The organism is Kribbella sp. NPDC005582, from assembly GCF_040605415.1.
Classification (GTDB): Bacteria; Actinomycetota; Actinomycetes; order Propionibacteriales; family Kribbellaceae; genus Kribbella.
Window position 1 is genome coordinate 766,153 of sequence record NZ_JBEXCU010000003.1, and the last position, 17,428, is coordinate 783,580.

General features: G+C 67.2%; 15 protein-coding genes. 8 read left to right on the forward strand and 7 right to left on the reverse strand.

Annotated features, from left to right (window positions below; genetic code table 11):
• Positions 1 to 3: 3 nt before the first annotated feature.
• Positions 4 to 864 carry an MBL fold metallo-hydrolase gene (locus tag ABZS29_RS21260; RefSeq protein WP_355463991.1) on the reverse strand — a complete coding sequence of 287 codons (861 nt, stop codon included), beginning with the start codon at positions 862 to 864 and terminating at the stop codon, positions 4 to 6.
• Between the two features lie 90 nt (positions 865 to 954).
• Between ABZS29_RS21260 and ABZS29_RS21265 the strand changes: the two genes are divergently transcribed.
• On the forward strand, positions 955 to 1,320 hold the full coding sequence (locus ABZS29_RS21265) for a helix-turn-helix domain-containing protein (protein ID WP_355463992.1): 366 nt from the start codon (positions 955 to 957) through the stop codon (positions 1,318 to 1,320).
• Here the strand turns inward: ABZS29_RS21265 and ABZS29_RS21270 are convergent.
• From ABZS29_RS21270 to ABZS29_RS21280, 3 genes are all read right to left on the reverse strand, one after another.
• Positions 1,289 to 2,335: a rhamnogalacturonan acetylesterase gene (locus ABZS29_RS21270; RefSeq protein WP_355463993.1), complete on the reverse strand. Its 1,047-nt coding sequence runs from the start codon at positions 2,333 to 2,335 to the stop codon at positions 1,289 to 1,291. The genes ABZS29_RS21265 and ABZS29_RS21270 overlap by 32 nt on opposite strands.
• Before the next feature lie 44 nt (positions 2,336 to 2,379).
• Positions 2,380 to 4,569, reverse strand: a complete 2,190-nt coding sequence (locus ABZS29_RS21275) for a family 43 glycosylhydrolase (protein WP_355463994.1) — start codon at positions 4,567 to 4,569, stop codon at positions 2,380 to 2,382.
• 376 nt (positions 4,570 to 4,945) lie between these two features.
• Positions 4,946 to 6,361, reverse strand: coding sequence for a BNR repeat-containing protein (locus ABZS29_RS21280; RefSeq protein ID WP_355463995.1), 1,416 nt, complete (start codon positions 6,359 to 6,361; stop codon positions 4,946 to 4,948).
• A 231-nt stretch (positions 6,362 to 6,592) separates the two neighbouring features.
• Here ABZS29_RS21280 and ABZS29_RS21285 point away from each other — a divergent pair, with 231 nt between their 5' ends.
• Positions 6,593 to 7,924: a right-handed parallel beta-helix repeat-containing protein gene (locus ABZS29_RS21285; protein ID WP_355463996.1), complete on the forward strand. Its 1,332-nt coding sequence runs from the start codon at positions 6,593 to 6,595 to the stop codon at positions 7,922 to 7,924.
• A 27-nt stretch (positions 7,925 to 7,951) separates the two neighbouring features.
• Positions 7,952 to 9,454, forward strand: a complete 1,503-nt coding sequence (locus tag ABZS29_RS21290) for a family 43 glycosylhydrolase (RefSeq protein ID WP_355463997.1) — start codon at positions 7,952 to 7,954, stop codon at positions 9,452 to 9,454.
• On the opposite strand, the gene ABZS29_RS21295 is transcribed toward ABZS29_RS21290, so the two are convergent.
• Both ABZS29_RS21295 and ABZS29_RS21300 read right to left on the reverse strand, forming a co-directional pair.
• Positions 9,433 to 9,990: a beta-galactosidase gene (locus ABZS29_RS21295; protein ID WP_355463998.1), complete on the reverse strand. Its 558-nt coding sequence runs from the start codon at positions 9,988 to 9,990 to the stop codon at positions 9,433 to 9,435. The two genes, ABZS29_RS21290 and ABZS29_RS21295, sit on opposite strands and share 22 nt — an antisense overlap.
• Before the next feature lie 2 nt (positions 9,991 to 9,992).
• On the reverse strand, positions 9,993 to 10,349 hold the full coding sequence (locus ABZS29_RS21300; RefSeq protein ID WP_355463999.1) for a beta-galactosidase: 357 nt from the start codon (positions 10,347 to 10,349) through the stop codon (positions 9,993 to 9,995).
• A gap of 89 nt (positions 10,350 to 10,438) precedes the next feature.
• On the opposite strand from ABZS29_RS21300, the gene ABZS29_RS21305 reads away from it, so the two are divergent.
• From ABZS29_RS21305 to ABZS29_RS21325, 5 genes are all read left to right on the forward strand, one after another.
• Positions 10,439 to 11,485 carry a LacI family DNA-binding transcriptional regulator gene (locus ABZS29_RS21305; RefSeq protein ID WP_355464000.1) on the forward strand — a complete coding sequence of 349 codons (1,047 nt, stop codon included), beginning with the start codon at positions 10,439 to 10,441 and terminating at the stop codon, positions 11,483 to 11,485.
• 26 nt (positions 11,486 to 11,511) lie between these two features.
• Positions 11,512 to 12,825 carry a helix-turn-helix transcriptional regulator gene (locus ABZS29_RS21310; RefSeq protein WP_355464001.1) on the forward strand — a complete coding sequence of 438 codons (1,314 nt, stop codon included), beginning with the start codon at positions 11,512 to 11,514 and terminating at the stop codon, positions 12,823 to 12,825.
• A 144-nt stretch (positions 12,826 to 12,969) separates the two neighbouring features.
• On the forward strand, positions 12,970 to 13,548 hold the full coding sequence (locus ABZS29_RS21315) for a hypothetical protein (protein ID WP_355464002.1): 579 nt from the start codon (positions 12,970 to 12,972) through the stop codon (positions 13,546 to 13,548).
• A 43-nt stretch (positions 13,549 to 13,591) separates the two neighbouring features.
• Positions 13,592 to 14,464, forward strand: coding sequence for a hypothetical protein (locus tag ABZS29_RS21320; protein WP_355464003.1), 873 nt, complete (start codon positions 13,592 to 13,594; stop codon positions 14,462 to 14,464).
• A gap of 28 nt (positions 14,465 to 14,492) precedes the next feature.
• Complete coding sequence (locus tag ABZS29_RS21325; protein ID WP_355464004.1) at positions 14,493 to 15,491, forward strand: family 43 glycosylhydrolase; 999 nt, start codon at positions 14,493 to 14,495, stop codon at positions 15,489 to 15,491.
• Between the two features lie 299 nt (positions 15,492 to 15,790).
• On the opposite strand, the gene ABZS29_RS21330 is transcribed toward ABZS29_RS21325, so the two are convergent.
• On the reverse strand, positions 15,791 to 17,362 hold the full coding sequence (locus ABZS29_RS21330; RefSeq protein ID WP_355464005.1) for a hypothetical protein: 1,572 nt from the start codon (positions 17,360 to 17,362) through the stop codon (positions 15,791 to 15,793).
• Positions 17,363 to 17,428 lie beyond the last annotated feature (66 nt).

The window sequence follows — 17,428 nt, forward strand, 5'->3', positions numbered from 1 at the left end:
TCTTCAGCCAGTCGAGGACGACCTCGGGGACCGCGGCTTGGGAGCGCGCCCTTCGCGGGTGTGCTGATCGGGCAGGGGGATGGGCTCGCCCGGGGTGGGCCAGTGCAGCGGGACGCCGGCGGCGTCGAAGGTCTGCTGGACGTGGTTGCGGCCTTCGGTGTAGTGGGCCCAGCCCTCGGCGTGTACTGCCACCACCAGGGGGTCGCCGAGCAGGCGGCGGGCCTCGACGGCCAGGGCTGCGGTCAGCGACAGTCGCGTGTCACCGAATGCCTCGAAGGCGGCTGCGCCCAGGTGCAGCAGCGCCACGTCTACGCCGTACCGGTCGGCCAGGGCGCTCATCGCGTCCAGGTCGACGGTGTCACCGGAGACGTACACCGTCGGTGCAGAGCCGTCGTCGGTGTGCAGGAGGAAGCCGGTGACCGGACCCGTGATGGCCTCGGTGCCGACGGGACCGTGGCGGGCGGGGACCGCAGTGATGTTCAGGGGGGTGCGGCCCGGCTTCGACAGGGTCTGGGTCTGCCAGGGCACGAGGCCGACGGCTGCGCCCCCGAGACCCTCGGCGCCGGCGACGGTGGTGAACACCTCCGAGGAATTGGCGGTCACCGTCCGCCCGGCGGTGTCGAGGTTGTCCTGGTGCTGGGTGTGGCTGACCAGGACGGCGTCGAGGGCGGGCAGCTCCCCGGGTTTCAGCGCCGGGTCGGCGGTCTTGCGCACCATGACCGGGCCGTTCTGGTACTCGGTGCCGGCGGCGTCGAAGGTCGGGTCGGTCAGCAGCGTCCAGCCGGCCAAGTGGATCAGCGCGGTGGGGCCGCCGAGCACTGTCGCGGTGTTCGCGGCATGGGTCACGGCAACGTCCTCTATCACAGGTACTCCTTGACGATCAGCGGTTGACCCACTCACTCTGACCGAGTTACTTTCTCTTGGGAAGTACATACCTTTAGGTGAGGTGAGCACGTGCAGGAAAGCATCCGAGGCAACGTCCGCGATCCCGCCTGCCCCGGCAGGCAACTGTTCGATCTGGTCACCGCCCGGTGGGCCGCCCTGGTCCTGGTAGATCTCATGGACGGCCCGCAACGCTGGTCCGAGCTGCGTCGGCGGGCCGGCGGCGTCAGCGACAAGATGCTCGCGCAGACCCTGCGCGACCTCGAAGCCGGTGGACTGATCACCCGCACCGTGCACACCAGCCGCCCACTGTCGGTGCAGTACGCCCTAACCGACCTCGCCCGCGGCGCCACCGCCGCACTGCAACACCTGCAGGACTGGGCCGAACAACACACCAGCGACTACGTCAACGCAGGTAGGCGGTCAGCGGCAGGTTGAGTTCACGGACACCCTGGACGACCAGGTTCGACATCTGGCCCGCGCCGTACATCGAGAAATGCGTGTTGTCGCCCTTCTCCCGGGTGAGATAGATCGGCTGCGACCCGGTGGGGCCGAGCGACTCGACCAGGGCCTGGCTCTTCGCGGTCAGGTCGATCACCGGGACGTTCGCGCTCCGGCCGAGCGACCGCATCTGGGCGGGCAGGTCGACCCCGGCGCCGTTGACGTGCCGCGCGGTCGCGGTCAGCTTGCCGCCGCTGAAGCCGCGACGGACCGGCGGGGTCACCAGGACCGGTACGCCGCCGCGCTCGCGGACGCCGTTGATCATCCTGGTGAGGTTGTTGCGGAAGGTCGTCGCCGAGGTCTGCTTGTCGTTGTGGCCGAACTGGATGAAGACCAGGTCCTTGCTCTTGATCAGCGGTTTCATCCGCGGGAACAGCGCGCTGTTGCTCAGGAAGCTGCCCGAGCTCTCGCCCGAGTCGCCGTAGTTCGCGACCACAGCGCCTTCCTTGATCCGGGTCGGGAACGCCTGGCCCCAGCCCGCGTACGGTGCCCAGGCCTGGTCGCACGTGGTCGAGTCACCGGCCAGGTACACCACCAGCGGGGCGACGGCCGGCTTCACGGTCAGCGAGCCGATCGCCGGCGCGCTGCCCTCGAAGGTGATACTCAGGCCGGACGTGCCGTTGCCACCCTGGCCGGTGGGCTGGCCCTCGGGGGTGCGGACGTTGACCGTCGCCACGGTGCGAACGACCTGGCCGGCGGTGGTCGCGACGGCGCTCAGTACCTGCCGGCGCGCCTCCACCGACATCGCGGTGTTCGCGGCCCGGGTCGTGCTGCCGAGGTCTACCGTGACGTCGTAGTTGCCTGGCGCAACATCGAAGTGACAGGTGATCGGCGAACTTCCCGAGCACTGTGGGGGGAGGGCCTGCGGTGCGGCCGATGCCGGCGTCATGACGGCCGGGACCATCAGGCCGAGGGCGGCGGCGAGAACGGGGGCAATCTGTTTGCTGGGCACGGGGTGGTACCTCGTTCTTTCTGGGAGTGGATTCGAAAGCAGAGTTATCCAGCGGTCTTGACGAGCGAGAACTGGTCGACGACGACGCCACCCGATCCCGACGCCCGCGCGGTGACGGTGGCAGCCCCGCCGGGTAGTGCGATGCCGGTGAGCTGGCGCTTGGCCCAGCCGCTCGACGACGGGATGCCGAGGGTGCGGCTGGTGCCGTTGGCGCCGGTGACCACCACTGATCCGGCGCTGCCCCGGGCGTACACGGACAGGGTGTAGGTACCCGCGGGCACCGACTCGATCCGCTGCTCGACGCGGCCGCTGTTGCTCAGCTGGAGGGCGAAGCGAGATCCGTTCGCACCGCCGTTGACATTCGTCACCGAACCGCCGAGGGTGCGGAATCCGCGGACGCCGGAGACGATGACGCGATCGGCCTGGATGTCCGGGTTGAGGATGTAGTTGTTCGCGGGCCCGGCCCGCCACTCACCGGTCGTCGCGTTGAACTGCCACTGGCTCACCGAGTGGAACCGCGGCCGGGTGCCGCTCTTGGTGATCGGGACCCATTGGTTGTAGCCGAGACCGTTCCACGCGAAGTCGGCCCACCGGTCGCCGGCGTAGATCACGGTGTTCTGCTTGGTGCCCTTGACCGTGACGAAGAAGCCGGTCTGGGTCACGTGGCTGTAGTCCATCTCGGTGCCGGCCATGACGTACTCGCTCGAGTAGGTGCCCTGGACGCCGGAGCCGGTCGACTCGTTGACGTAGTTGACCGAGGTGTTCCAGCCGTGCAGGTCCGACGCCGCGTGGTAGTACTTGCCGTCGAGCTTGAACATCGCGTTGCCCTCACGACCGCTGCCGCGGCGGATCTCCTTCGCCGCCTCGAGTCGCAGCGAGTCGGATTCGCGGAACTTTGCCACGAAGCCGCGCGAACGTCCTTCACGGTTGGAGAAGATCAGGTAGTCCTTGCCGTCGTCGTCGGTGAAGACGGTCTGGTCACCGGTGCCGGTCGTCGGCGAGTTGACGATCTGGGTCTGGAAGTAGCCGTAGTCGAAGGTGTCGGTCGGAGTGTCGCCCTGCAGAAGCAGAACGCCGTGACCGCCCCTGCCCGTGTGCCACATCTGTACGGCGAGCACGTACTTGCCGGTGTTCTCGTTGTACCCGACCCCGAGCCGCCCGACCCAGCCGGCGCCACCCAGGTTCGCGCCGCTGCCGACGCTGGTGGAACGTGTAGCGATCCGGTTCTCGAACTTCCAGTTCACCAGGTCCTTGGACGAGTACACGGGAATCGACTGGAAGGTGACGTCGCCGTCGAACTTCCTGGTCGGGTTGGCCCGATAGAGCTCGGCGCCGCGGTAGTGCACGCCGTACCAGTAGTAGGTGTCGCCGAACTTGAAGACGCCGCCGCCTTGGGAGTAGATCGGGTTGCCGCTGGTGTCGTTCCAGAAGGTGTTGTTGGTGATGGTCTGGAACGTTCCCTCGTCAACGGCCTGCAGTCCACCGGCGGCCTTCATCAGGGCGGTCTTCGCAGCGGCGACGTCGCGCCCGGATGCCGACCGGTTCGCGACGACGTCGTCTGCGGCGGTCAGCGCCTTCGCGAACGGAGCCCACGAGGCGCGTGTGTACTTGGTTGGCGTGCGCGTCTTGTAATCGGCGACCAGGTCGTTGAACCCGTGTACCACCTGCGTCTCGTCGGCCGCGGCTTCGGAGTACTGCGAAACCTCGTTCGCGCGCGGCTCGGCAGTGGCGTCCGCCGTGGCCGCGTACTTCGGCGCCGCAACTGACACCAGCAGTAATGCGGCCCCGATCAGGCCACCTCGCTTCAGCGCCCTGCGCGCTGTCCGCATCATGACTTCTCCTTCGTGGATTCGATGGTGGTTGGAGTAGAACCCGGCCGCTTTGTTGAGGAATGCCACCGAGAACCGGACGGTGTGCTTCGGCGCGTTGGCCTCGGACTCGGCGCCGAACCCGCCCACCTTGAACCCGTTGCCGTTGCCGTTGCCGTTGCCGTTTCCGGACGGCGTCGTCGTACCCGGCACGTATCCGTTGCGCCAGGCCCACGAGTTCTCGATCAGCACCGGCGAGTACGTCGAGATCAGATCGAACCCATCGGCGTTCTCACCGGGTCCGTCACTGCTGCGCAGGTCGTAGTTGTGATGCGAGTCCGAGTTGAGGACGAGTACCGGCCGCCGCGGAAGTAGACCGTGTCGCCCGGCTTGGCAACCGACTGTGCGCGAGCGATCGATGCCCACGGCGCCGCCTGGGTGCCGGCCGCGAGCAGCGAAAGCACAAAGGCGGGCGCAGTGAATTTCGTCGCTTTGAAGGGTTGTCTCATAGCACCTCCACGTGCGGGATCGGGGCGGTGATCACCGGCCGGGCGCCAGGCGCGAGAGCGCCTGCGGCGAACGGCTGAAAGGCTGGAGGACTGAGCGAACGCAACACAGTCCTGGGGGCGGGCAGCGCCTGTGTCAAAGCGTTTACAGGAGTAGCGGCAGAGAATCAAAGAATGGCCGAATGCGTCAAGAATGGAAGCCAGAATTCCCCTTGCCAAGACTTGACAACCGCAGCTGCTGATTCCGTAGGTGGTTTCTGAAACAATGCTCGGTCGCCGTGGAGTGACACGGGTCGCTAGCCCAGACGGATGTCCAGGACCCGGATTGGGGAGGGCGTGGTACCGGTGGAGCGTTGCTGGTACTGGAAGGAGAGGACGCCGTCGGCTGCCATCCTGGAGGCGTCCACGTTGACCTCGCCGAAGGCGTTGAGCGACGGGCGGTCGAGAACGAGCGTCCAGTCGGTCCAGCCGGTGCTCTTACTGGCGGACACGATCCGGCCGCGCGGCATGATCAGGTAGGCGTTGTCGTGCCGGTCGAAGACGATCTTGGTTCGCTGGGTGCTTCCCGGCGGGATCGGGATCTCGTGCTTCGTCCAGGTGCCGTTGGTGTTGCGGACCAGGTGAAAGGTGCGGCCGTCCTGGGCGCGTTGCTGGGCGTAGTTCGTGATGCATTGCGTGAAGCGGCCCGGCACGTAGCTGATCACGACGTGCGGGCTGTTCGTGGAGTCGGCGGCCTGGGCCTCCTGGTTCATCAGGCCGTGGTTCGGGTCCAGAGGATCGGCGATCACCCCGGGGGAGGAGATCGAGACCCGCGAGCCGCCGGTGGTGCCCACGATCGCGCCGGCGCCGTTGCGCCAGGTCCGGCCGCGGTCGTCGCTGTAGATGTAGCCGGTGTCGTGATTGGTGAGGCCGCCTGCGTTGCACAGCACGCGGGAGTTTCCTTCGCGCCAGGTGAAGGCGGCGTGCAGGCGTCCGCGCTGGTCGTAGGTCAGCCCGTGCAAGTACATGTTCCGCGCCGTGGAGACGACGCCGTTCGGGCCTGTGTAGTTGCCGGTCGCTGACGACCAGCCGCCGAGCTTGCGCCAACTGCCACCGGAGTACTCCGCCAGTTCGTTCACACCGTTGCCAGATCCGCCCGTCCGGTAGCTGAACTGCAGCCTGCCCTCCGGCGTCACGACGAACTGCGGGTAGGTCATGTCTCCGAGCTCGGCGCCGCCCAGAGTTCGTTGTACCGCTCCGAAGACCGATGCGGACCACGGATGCGTCCCGGGCTGAGTGGCGAGCCCGGCGACCGACCTCGTGTAGTACAAACGCGTGTTGTGCGTGTCCATCGCCACGTGCAGGGTGCCGTCCTGCGGGGAGATCCCGAGCGAGATCACGTTGTGCGAGTCGTTGACACTCAGGCGGTGCGGCAGCACGGCCTTCTCCCAGCTGGTGCTGCCCAACGCGCGCCGCGCGACCACGGCGTTGCGGTTGGACGAGTACCACGCCGCGTACTGGTAGCCGTTGTAGGTGACGAGTGCGTCCTGGAACGCGTTGTTGTTGACCAACCCGTCGTACGACACGAAGTAGAGCGCGGACTGGTCCAGCAGGGTGTCCGACAACACGGTGACACCCGGCCCTGCGTGCGCGACGCCAGGCTGGATCACCGCACTGGCAAGAACGACGGTGGCGATCAGAGTGCGGAGGCCGAGCTTTCCTGATGAGTCCATGGGGCTGTCCTTCAGTGGGGGCGGAAGTCCATGGCAGTGCGTGCCGAAGGGCCGGGTCAACGCTGCGAACACGAACGATCACACTCGACCGGGTTCGTACGCCGTACTTGTGCACGTTCCCAGCATCTGGCGCTCAGGCCTTGTCATCTCGGCCGGTATGCGCTTCCATCCCTTAGCAGAACGCTCCGTGATCAAAGTGTGCACGTGCACAATCTGTAAGGAGTGCCGCCCATGAAACCAGCTATGACTCGTGCGCTGGTCGCCGCTGCGATCGCCGTCTCGGCGACCACGGCGATCGGCGCTGGACCGGCCGCCGGGAACACCCTGGCGGGTAAGACCTATTACGTTGCCCCGGCCGGGAGTGACAGCGCCGCGGGCAGTCAGTCCGCGCCCTGGGCCTCGATCGCCCATGCCCAGGCGGTCGCCCAGCCTGGTGACACCGTCTATTTCCGCGGTGGCACCTATGCCTACACCCGAGCCAACCGTGGATGCCAGAGCGGCACCGATCGGGTGGACGCCATCACCCTGAACAAGAGCGGTGCCGCGGGCCAGCTGATCCGCTACTGGGCCTTTCCGGGGGAGACGCCGGTGTTCGACTTCGCCCGGGTCGGCGACAACTGCCGGATCAAGGGATTCGATGTCACCGGCAACTGGATCCACCTCAAAGGTCTCGAGGTCAAGGGCGTTCCGCAGAACAACAACCTGAACCACGAGTCGTGGGGGATCTGGATCTCGGGCAGCAACAACGTCTTCGAGCTGATCAACGCCCACCACAACATGGGACCCGGCCTGTTCATCCAGGACGGCGGCGGGAATCTCGTGCTCAACTCCGATTCGCACGACAACTACGACCCGCGCACCTCGAACGGGGCCGGCGAGAGCGCCGACGGCTTCGGCGCGCATATTCCCGCCGGTCACCCCGGCAACGTGTTCCGTGGCTGCCGGGCGTGGTGGAACTCCGACGACGGGTTCGACCTGATCAGCGCCTACTCGTCCGTCACCATCGAGAACTCGTGGGCCTGGCGGAACGGCTACCTGCCGGGGACCACCACGCCGTCCGGCAACGGCAACGGCTTCAAGGTCGGTGGCTACGGCGGCAAGTACGTCAGCAACGCCGCGAAGCACACCCTGCGCTCGTCGGTGGCCTTCAACAACAAGGCGGCGGGCGTCTACGCCAACCACCACCCGCTGGCCAACGACTACTTCAACAACACCAGCTACAACAACCGCCCCGACTACAACATGCTCGGAGTCACGTCGAGCGGCGCGGCGACCGGCAAGGGCAACCTCCGCAACAACATCGCGTACGGCGGCACTCTCCTGTCGAACATGTCCGGTACCAATGCCGCCTACAACTCCTGGAACCTGGGCCTCACACTCAACGACGCGCAGTTCCAGAGCGTCTCGACCTCCGGTTGGCACGCACCCCGGCAAGCCGATGGCAGTCTGCCGGCGCGGCCCGCCCTCCGCCCGGCCGCGAACAGCACGCTGATCGACAAAGGTACGAACGTCGGTCTGCCGTACCACGGAAGCGCGCCGGATCTCGGTGCCTTCGAGTCCTGACCCCCGCCCCATCAAAAGGATCTGACCATGCTGAGAAAACTTGCCGGACGACTGACAGCGGCGCTCGCGCTTCCCCTCGCACTGACCCTGGCCGGCGGTGGCGCCGCCGGCGCCTCCGCGCCGATGCAGGACCTCGCCGCGAGCGCCACCATCCAGAACGACGTGTTCTGGAAGGACACCGCCGGGAACCCGATCTACTCACAAGGCGGTGGCGTGCTGAAGGTCGGCAACGTCTACTACTGGTACGGCGTCAAGTACAACGGCGCGGTCACCTACTACAACAACCCTGCCGGCGGGAAGAACGGCAACACGGGGTTCAGCGCGATCACCATCTACTCGTCGACCGACCTCGCGAACTGGAAGTTCGAAGGCAACGCGATCACGTCGTCGGAGCTGAACGGCGGCTGGATCGGCCGGGTCGGCGTCGCTCGCAACCCGGCCACGGGAAAGTACGTGCTGGTCTCCCAGCTCGACAGCGGCCTGGTCTTCCTCACCAGCAGTACGCCGAACGGCCGCTTCACCCGGGCCGGTACCCAGTCGAACATTGCGAACGTCACCACCGGCATGTCCGGTGATCAGTCGATCTTCACCGACGACGACGGTAAGGCATACGTGATCTTCAGCAACAAGAGCGGCCGGTCACATCTGTACGTCTCGGCGCTGCGCTCCTCGGACTACCTGCACGTCGAACCCGCGAAGAACATCTACAACAGCTCGGCGGGCGGTCGTGAAGGCAACATCATGTTCAAGAACGCCGGCACGTACTACTTCTGCTCGTCCGACCTGCACGGCTGGAACTCGTCCCAGACCTACTGCATCTCGTCGCGCAACATCATGGGCCCGTACTCCTCGGAGTTCGTGCTGAAGGGCACGAGCGCCGACTTCTCGCACGTCACGCAGACCGGCCTGGCCTTCAGCGTGACCGGTTCGGCGGGATCGTTCGTGATGTTCGGCGGCGACCGCTGGAGCGACTTCGCCGGTAACGGCATCGGCTACCACCAATGGATGCCGGTCACCTTCGACGGTACGACGCCGACCTTCCACTCGGTGAGCCAGTGGAACGTCGACGCCGCGGCCGGCACCTGGTCGGTCGGCAGCGGCAACAACTACGTGCTCAACCCGAGCGCCGAGGCCGACCGGGTCGCGCAGACCGACCTGGCCGGTTGGACCAACTCCGGTTCCGCGAACAACAACAAGCTCGGCGGTCACACCGGACGCTGGTCGTTCAGCCAGAGCTCGTCGTCGGCCTACAGCGCCAGCCGGTACCAGAACATCACTGTCCCGAACGGGACCTACACGTTGTCGGCCTGGGTGAAGAGCAGCGGCGGCCAGCGGAAGGCGACGATCTTCGCCAGGAACTTCGGCGGCAGCGAGCTGAGCTCGTCGATCAACCGCTCGATCGGCAGCTGGACGAAGGTCACCATCTCCGGGATCACCGTGACAGCAGGATCGATACAGGTCGGTGTGCAGTCCGACGCGAACGCCGGCAACTGGGTGAACGTCGACGACTACACCCTGGTTCGCTCCTGACCATCAGGTGCGGCGGGCGTCGTCACCCGTCCAGGGCGACGACGCTGCCGGTGGTGTGGTTGGGCTCCGGGATGCGCGAAGTCGACGGTCAGGTGGCGGTTGTAGGCGGCGGCGTACCAGGTGTCGGCGCGTTCGCGGGCGTCGAGGTCGGCGCTCGGCCGCCACTCCAGACGCTGCGCCCACCACGACTGCCAGTCCCAGAGCATTGCGATGCCGGCGACCACCCGGCTGCCGCGGACCGGCGTGAGCGCGGCCATGTCCTGGCCGAGCTGGACGACCTCGCGCCAGATCCGGCTGTCCGTCCCGGCGTGCGGAAGCATCGCCGAGTGGAACTTCTCCGCACCGAACCGCGAAGCCCGCCACTGGAAGAACATGGCGCCGTCCGAACCGCGCGCCACGTACGCGAGGCTGTCGCGCGCCATCTCGCCCGGCTGCTTCGCGAGGTTGCGTGGCTGCCAGTTCACTGCGCCGGTGGAATGTTCGAGCAGCAGCCACGGCCTGCCGCCCGCCAACGAGCGGGTGATGTCCGCAGCCATCGCTAGGCCGAGTGGTTACCCGCGTGGAAGTTGGTTGTCACCGGCACCTGTGGGGAGAGGGCGTGCAGGACGTCGCGCTCCCGCTTGAAGTTCGCCAGCAGCGCATCGCTGGTGAACCGTGCCCAGTCCAGCTGCTGGCTCGGATTGGCGACCGGAGGGACCGGCCGAGGCGGTTCCACCTGCGACCACGAGTTGTAGGTCTGGCCCCAGAAAATGGTGCCCCAGGCCTCGTTGAGCTCCTTGACGGTCGTGTAGCGGTCACGCAGCCAGCGCCGGAACGCCTCGGCCGGCCACTGCTCCGGCGTGTAGTCGCCACCATAGGCCAGCGCTTCCAGCCCGACCGGCCAATCTCGTTCCATGGATCCCCCGCCTCACTTGTCACCCCTGCTGTGAACGTACACAGTAGAGTTCGGACGAAGTTCGTTCCAGGCCGGCAGACGAGGGATCGATGACAGATACGGCACCGAACCGGAGCAGGCGCGCGGGTTCCGGGCGACCGCCCACGATCCACGACCTGGCGGCGGAGGCCGGAGTCTCCCGCGGCACGGTGTCGCGCGTCCTGCAGGGTGGGCGCAACGTCAGCCCGGCTTCCCAGGACGCGGTCAACGCGGCCATTCGCAAACTCGGGTACGTCGTGAATCTCGCGGCCCGCAGCCTGGTCACCCAGCGGGCCGGCACGGTCGCGTTCCTGGTCTCGGAGACGCAGGACGTGTTGTTCGAGGATCCCAACTTCATGACCCTGTTGCTCGGTTGCACCCAGGCGCTGGCCAAGTACGACGTACCGCTCGTGCTGATCACCGCCGGAACCGAGGCCGAGCGGCGGCGGATCATCCCGTACTTCTCCGCGCACCACGTCGACGGCGTCCTGTTGTTCTCGTCGCACCGCGGCAATCCGATGATCGAGCACCTGCAGCGAGCCGGCCTGCCGTTCGTCTGCTGCGGCAAACCGCTCGGCCGGCACGGCGCGGTGTCGTACGTCGGGGCCGATGACCGCGAGGGTGCCCGCACGATGATGCGCTACCTGCTCGACTCCGGCCGGCGCCGGATCGCGACCATCGCCGGCCCACAGGACACCCCCGGCGGGCTGGAACGGCTGACCGGCTATCGCGAACTGCTGAGCGAGTACGGCGTACGCCACGACAAGAACCTGGTGACGATCGGCGACTACAGCCGGGCGAGCGGTGCGGCGTGCATGGAGCAACTGCTCAGCCGGACACCGGACCTCGACGCCGTCTTCGTGGCGTCGGACCTGATGGCCGACGGTGCGCTGACCACGATCGGGCGGGCCGGCCTGAACGTTCCGGGCGACATCGCCGTCGCCGGTTTCGACGATTCACCGGTCGCGACCGCCGTTCAGCCGCAGTTGACCACGATCCGGCAGCCCTGGGACCGGATCAGTGAGTCGATGGTGCGCCAGTTGCTGGCCCAGATCAGCGGTGAGGGAACGGCCACCGTGATTCTGCCGACCGAACTGGTCGTCCGCGAATCGGCCTGAGTGCCGCGCCGGGGATATAACGAGGTATGCGCGCGGCTGGAACGGACGACGAGCGGTTCGGGCGGGAACTCCGCCGTCTGCGGGAACAGGCGGGACTGACGCAGGTCCAGTTGGCCACTCGTCTCGGCTACAGCCACACGTACGTCTCGAAGCTGGAGAGCGGTGCCCGGGTACCCCGGATCGCCTTCGCCGGCGGGGCTGACGAGCTGCTCGGTGCGGGTGGTTCGTTGGTCACGCTGGCGACGAATGCCCGAGCGCGGCGTCAGGACGAATGCGAGCAGCCGGTCGGGGTACCACTGCCGCGGCCGCCCGCCCTGGCCGAAACCGTGTATCCGCAACCGCCCCGGCAGTTCCGGCTACCGGCGTACGGCGTCATCTGCCCGGTGCACGGGACGGACGGTTGCACGGTAGCCACGGCCGCCGACGGCTTGGCCGGGATGGTCGGCGGCGAACTGCAATCAGTCGGCACCGATGCGGTGCATGTCCTGGCCGCGATGCTGGTCGTCGCGATCGAGGCGGATCTGCAGGGGCGCGGCGGCGAGTTCCTCGCGCCCCTGGAGCAGACGCTCAGAGCGACGATGGCTTTGTTGCCAAAGGCACCCGAGTCGATGGCGACGGTCTTGCTCCGGCTAGCCGCCCGGTACGCCGATCGGGCCGCGTGGCTACGGGTCGACCGCGGCCAGCGCGCCCTCGGCATGGCGTGGCTGCATCGAAGCGTGGAATGGGCTGCCGCGTCGCGCGACCACGCGGCAGCGTGTTCGACCCTCAGTTCGATGAGCAGCTTGGCTTTGCTGGAGCGGGACGGCGCCACTGCGGTGGCCTACGCGCAGGCTGCGGCGGCGGTCAAGGGCAGGCGCCGGTGGATCGCCGTACAGGCTGGGCTTGGCGAGCTCCGCGGGTTGGCGTTGCTCGGGGACCGGCAACAGGTCGCACGGATGTCAGGTGACGTCCAGCGGGCCGCTGAGCGGCTCGGTGACAGTGACCGGTTCGAGGCACCGTGGCTGTTCGACGCCGAGGGAGCGACGTACCTCGCGTCGCATTTCGCGGGTGCCATGCGCGACCTGGCGGAGGCGACCGAAGACCCGGCGAGCGCGCGTCGCGCCGTGACGTTCGCCGAGTCGGCGCTGGCCAACCTGCCGGCCGGCATGCCGTCGAGCCGCCTGATGCTGACCTTGCGGCTGGCCGACAGCCACGCGTGCGGTGGGGCCGTGGACGCGGCCGTGGACCTGGCTCGTCCGGTCCTCTCGGCGGCCCGGGCCGCCGGCAGCGTCCTGGTCGACAACGAGCTCGACCGGCTGCGGCTGCGGCTCGGAACCCAGCGCGAGGACCTGCGCGCCTGACTTGACAAAGTTTGACAGTCGCTGTGCACGTGCACAAATCCGTTGTTGAACTCTTGTCAGGCCGATGACCATGCGCTTTCATCAGCTGTGCACCGGAGGGTGTGAACGTGCACAGATCGCCGCGTGTCATGGTGGAGGATCGGAATGAACCCTGAGATCACGCGGCGCCGGTTCCTGGCCCGATCGGCACTGACCGCCGGTGGGGTGGCAACCGTGCCGAGCGGCTGCAACGCCGGCACCTCCGGCTCGTCGGCGAACGGCGACTCCGGAGCGACCGTGACGCTCACCGTGATGTACACCAACAACGAGCTGACCAAGGAACACATCGCGGGGTTCGAGAAGCCAACCCGGGCATCCGGGTCGAGTTCATCCAGACCGACGCCACCCGGCTCAACCACAGGAACGACCGAGGGCAGGAAGAAGATCGTCCGCCACAGCCCGACCGCCTTCAGCCGCCGGTTCAGCAGCACTGCCAGCCCGAGCGCGCCGGCAACGCTGAGCTGGACCTGGGGTGACTACATTGCTCCGGCGCTGCTGCCCGACGTCGACCACACGACCTTGTCGGTCGCGATCACCTCGTGGTACCGCGATCCGCGCGGCTCCGCGATCCCGACCGTCCAGGCCGCCGGCGCTGCGTTGTACATGATTCCGGTTCTGCTGATCTTCCTGTTCGCCCAGCGGTACTTCATCCGGAGCGTGGTCACGTCCGGAATCAAGGGCTAACGGGTTGTTCGTCCACATCCACCTTCGCCCCAAGGAGTCATCAATGGCCATCCAACGTCGCACGTTCCTCAAGGTCACCGCAGGCGCCGGTCTGACGGCATTCGGCGCGCAGCAAGCGTTCGCCGCGGCGCCCACGCTGCTGGCCCCCGCCCCGGCCACGCCGTTCGCGGTCGGGGTGCGCCGGTACGACTGGACCCGCGGCAGCCGGAAATGCACGACGTACGTCTATTACCCCGCGACCGGTACCGCCGGGGGCAACCCGGTGACGAACGCTCCGGTCGCCAACGGGGTCTTTCCGATCTACAACTTCACCCACGGCTTCGGCAGCAGCCCGCAGAACTCGCTGTTCATCATCAAGGCGCTGGCCGCGGCGGGATTCGTCGTACCGGCGCCGTACTTCAACCACAACTTCAGCGACGTCAACAACGGCAACACCTCCAAGGACGTCTCGCAGATCCTCACCAACACCCTCGCCCTCAACACGAGCGGACCGCTGGCCGGGCACCTCAACACCGCCATCGGTGTCGGTGTCTCCGGGCACTCGCTCGGCGGCATGGTCACCCACGGCCTGCTGACCCGCTGGCCGGACAGCCGGATCATCTCGGCCAACCCGCAGTCCTGCGTGGACATGGGCAACCCGTCCGGATCGGTCAAGGCCAAGGTCCTGTTCGTCCACGGCGACCGGGACACCACCTGCGCCTACTCCTCGGCGCGGGCGGCGTACAACGAGATCACCTGGCCCAAGGCGTTCATGACGTTCGTCGGTGGCAGCCACACCAGCTTCTGGAGCGACCAGCGCTTCCCGAAGACCGTTGTCGACTGGGCGCGCTGGACCATGTACGGCGACACTGCCGCGCGGGACCGGCTCCCGGCCGACGCATCCGGCCGCAACGTCCGGTGGGAATCCCGCCTCTGACCGTCGAGCAGCCGTGAGAGGAGTCACGATGCACAAGATTTTTTCAGCGGTCGCCTTGGTGACAGCGATGGTGGTGGCAGGCGTTCCTACCGGCGCTCAGGCGGCGCCGGTGACGGTCGTCAACGGCGCGGATTGGAGGGACACCGCTGGAGCGCCGATCCACGCACACGGTGGCGGGGTCATCAAGGTGGATCAGTACTACTACTGGTTCGGAGAGAACCGGAACGCGGACGACTCCTTCCGGTATGTGTCCGCCTACCGATCGACCGATCTGAAGACCTGGGAGTTCCGCAACCACGTACTCCGAGAGAGCTCCGCGCCCGAACTCGGCTACGCGAAGATCGAACGGCCGAAGGTGATCTACAACGCGGCGACGAAGCAGTTCGTGATGTGGATGCACAAGGAGTACGGCAGCAACTACTCCGAGGCCCGGGCCGCGGTCGCGGTCTCGTCCACCGTGGACGGCAACTACCGGTATCTCGGCAGCTTCCGGCCGCAGGGACACATGTCCCGTGACATCACCGCCTTCGTCGACACCCAAGGCACCGGCTACATGATCTCCGCGGCGGACGACAACGCCGATCTGCACATCTACCGGCTGACCTCCGACTACACCAACGTGGCGGCACGGGTGTATCGCTGGGACGGCAGTCACCGGGAGGCGCCGGCGTTGTTCAAGCGCAACGGCGTCTATTTCATGGTCACCTCGGGTGCAACCTGGTGGAATCCGAACCAGCAGCGGTACGCCACCGCGACCAACATCGCCGGTCCCTGGAGTGCGTGGCGCGCTGTCGGCGACTCGACTGGATACCGCTCGCAGACGGCGTTCGTGCTTCCGATCCAGGGCACCCAGGCCCCCTCGTACCTGTACATGGGCGACCGGTGGGCCGGCGCCTGGAATCGCCCCGTGAACGAGTCCCGCTACGTCTGGCTCCCGCTGCAGTTCCCATCCAGTACCAGTCTGGCCATGGACGGGCGCGAGCGGATCTCGATCGACGTCGCCACCGGCGTGGTCAAGGGCGCCTAGCGAGAAAGGCAGACGGAGAAGGGCGTCAGGGCGGCCTTGCCGGGATCATCGCTCCCGGCGGGCCGTCCGCGGCGCGGGCGACTCGAGGATCCGGATGGGCCTCGCGCGCCCGATCGATGGAGTACTGGCAGTTGCCGACGTTGGTCCCGGGACGCGCACCGGCAGCGGCCTTTCCAGGTGGTGACCGGGCTGGTGTACACCGCGCGGGCCTTGAGAGCGACGCAGGAAGGGCAAATCACCGATCGGTACACCAAGGCCGTCGAACAGCTCACGTCGCCGCCCGCGGCGGGCTCTCGGCATTACCAGTTGATCGGGCGTAGTTCAGGGCCGACGATGTGGCCGTGGTGGACGGACGGATGGGCCTCGTCATGGCGGAAGTGGCCGGCGTACCAGACAACGACGTCGGTGGAATCGATGGATTCCGCGGTCAGGTACTGGTCGAGGCGGCAGCGGGTGTCGGCCTGGGAACCGCCGACGACGCTGACGCCGTCGTCGAGTTCGGAGTAGCGGTAGCGCAGGAACCACAGGTCGGCGACGCCGTACGCGTCGGCAGTGCCGTCGGCGGGCCCGGGGTTGATGGTGTAGCCGTGGCCGGTCCGGGCGTCGCGGACGCGCCAACGACGGGCGAAGAACGAGCGGGTCCGTCGGGTTTCCCGGAGAAGTTTCCACCACAGCGGAACGCTGGGGAACAACAGGCCGCGTTCCTCGATGACGTCGTTGCCCGCGCCGTCGATGTCGAAATCCAGGCGCCAGTACACGTGGTGCTGGTGCGGCATGCAGGTCCGGGCGTTGCGGGTGCCGGCGAAGCCGAACCGCGGCGCGATGGTCCCGTCGTCGCGGAGTCGCCAGTCCGACATGTACCGGTACCAGCCGGCCTGGACCTCGCTCACGATTCGCAGCTCGCCGTCCTCGTACCAGAGCGCAACGCCCTGGAAGTTGCCGGCGTCGGTCCCGGACTCCAGGATCGTTGCCGGCGGCGACGTACAGACCCGCCAGCCCGGTCCCACCGGGTCGTAGCCGTTGGCAATGAACGGCGTTTCCTGGTTCTGCCAGTCCCGGTAGGTGACACCATCGTCGTACAGGACGTTGAGAATCGGTACGTGCGCCTGCCACAGCACGAGTCGGCCGCGGTAGGTCACGTATTTCAGCTCGACGCCGGATCCCTTGCCGAAATGGGAGGGTTCGGACGCGCGCGGGCGGACGACGACGAGGTTCCACAGTTCGACGCCGCCACGCAGCACGCGAACCCGGACCCAGTCGCGGCCGCCGGCGTCGGGCATGCTGTTGACGCCGACCGGCAGTCGTTCCTCGCAGTCCCCTTCCAGCAGCTGGAAGAGCTCCGGGTCCCATTCCACGGCACCCTCGCTCAGGTCGACTGCGGCGTAGCGGTGCGGACGTTCGGCCCGCGGGTCGAGGATGCCCAGTGCGATCCGCCGTACCGTCGTTCCATCGTCGCGTTCGACGTCGGCCAGCGGTGGCATTGGCTGGTAGACGATGACGTCCTCGCGATCTCGCAGGTCGGCGAATCCGCGGTCGTCGCTCAGTATCTCGAAAGCAGCGCCGAGCTCGTCGCTGGTCGGGTTCGGCCGGAACGCGCTCGGCTCCACGTCGAGGTCGTCGCCGTCGAGTAGTCCGGTGACCTGGATCGACCGGTTGTCCCGTGGGTCGAAGACGGTCGCCACGAACGGTGGGTTCTCGTCACGCTTACGCCCCAGCAAGGTGGGACCGAGAACCCTGAGAGCGGCTGGGTCGACCTCACCGAACTGCTCACGAACCCGGTCATGACGGGGGAGAACTTCCCTCCGGCGTTGCACCCGCTCGGTCAGTTCGTCCTCAAAAGCCTCAACGACAACCTCGAAATCCTCAGACATCTCGTTCCCCCTAGTGCTGCTGCACACAGAAGCAGTCACCAGTTCAGAGTCCTGCCGGTCTGGGTC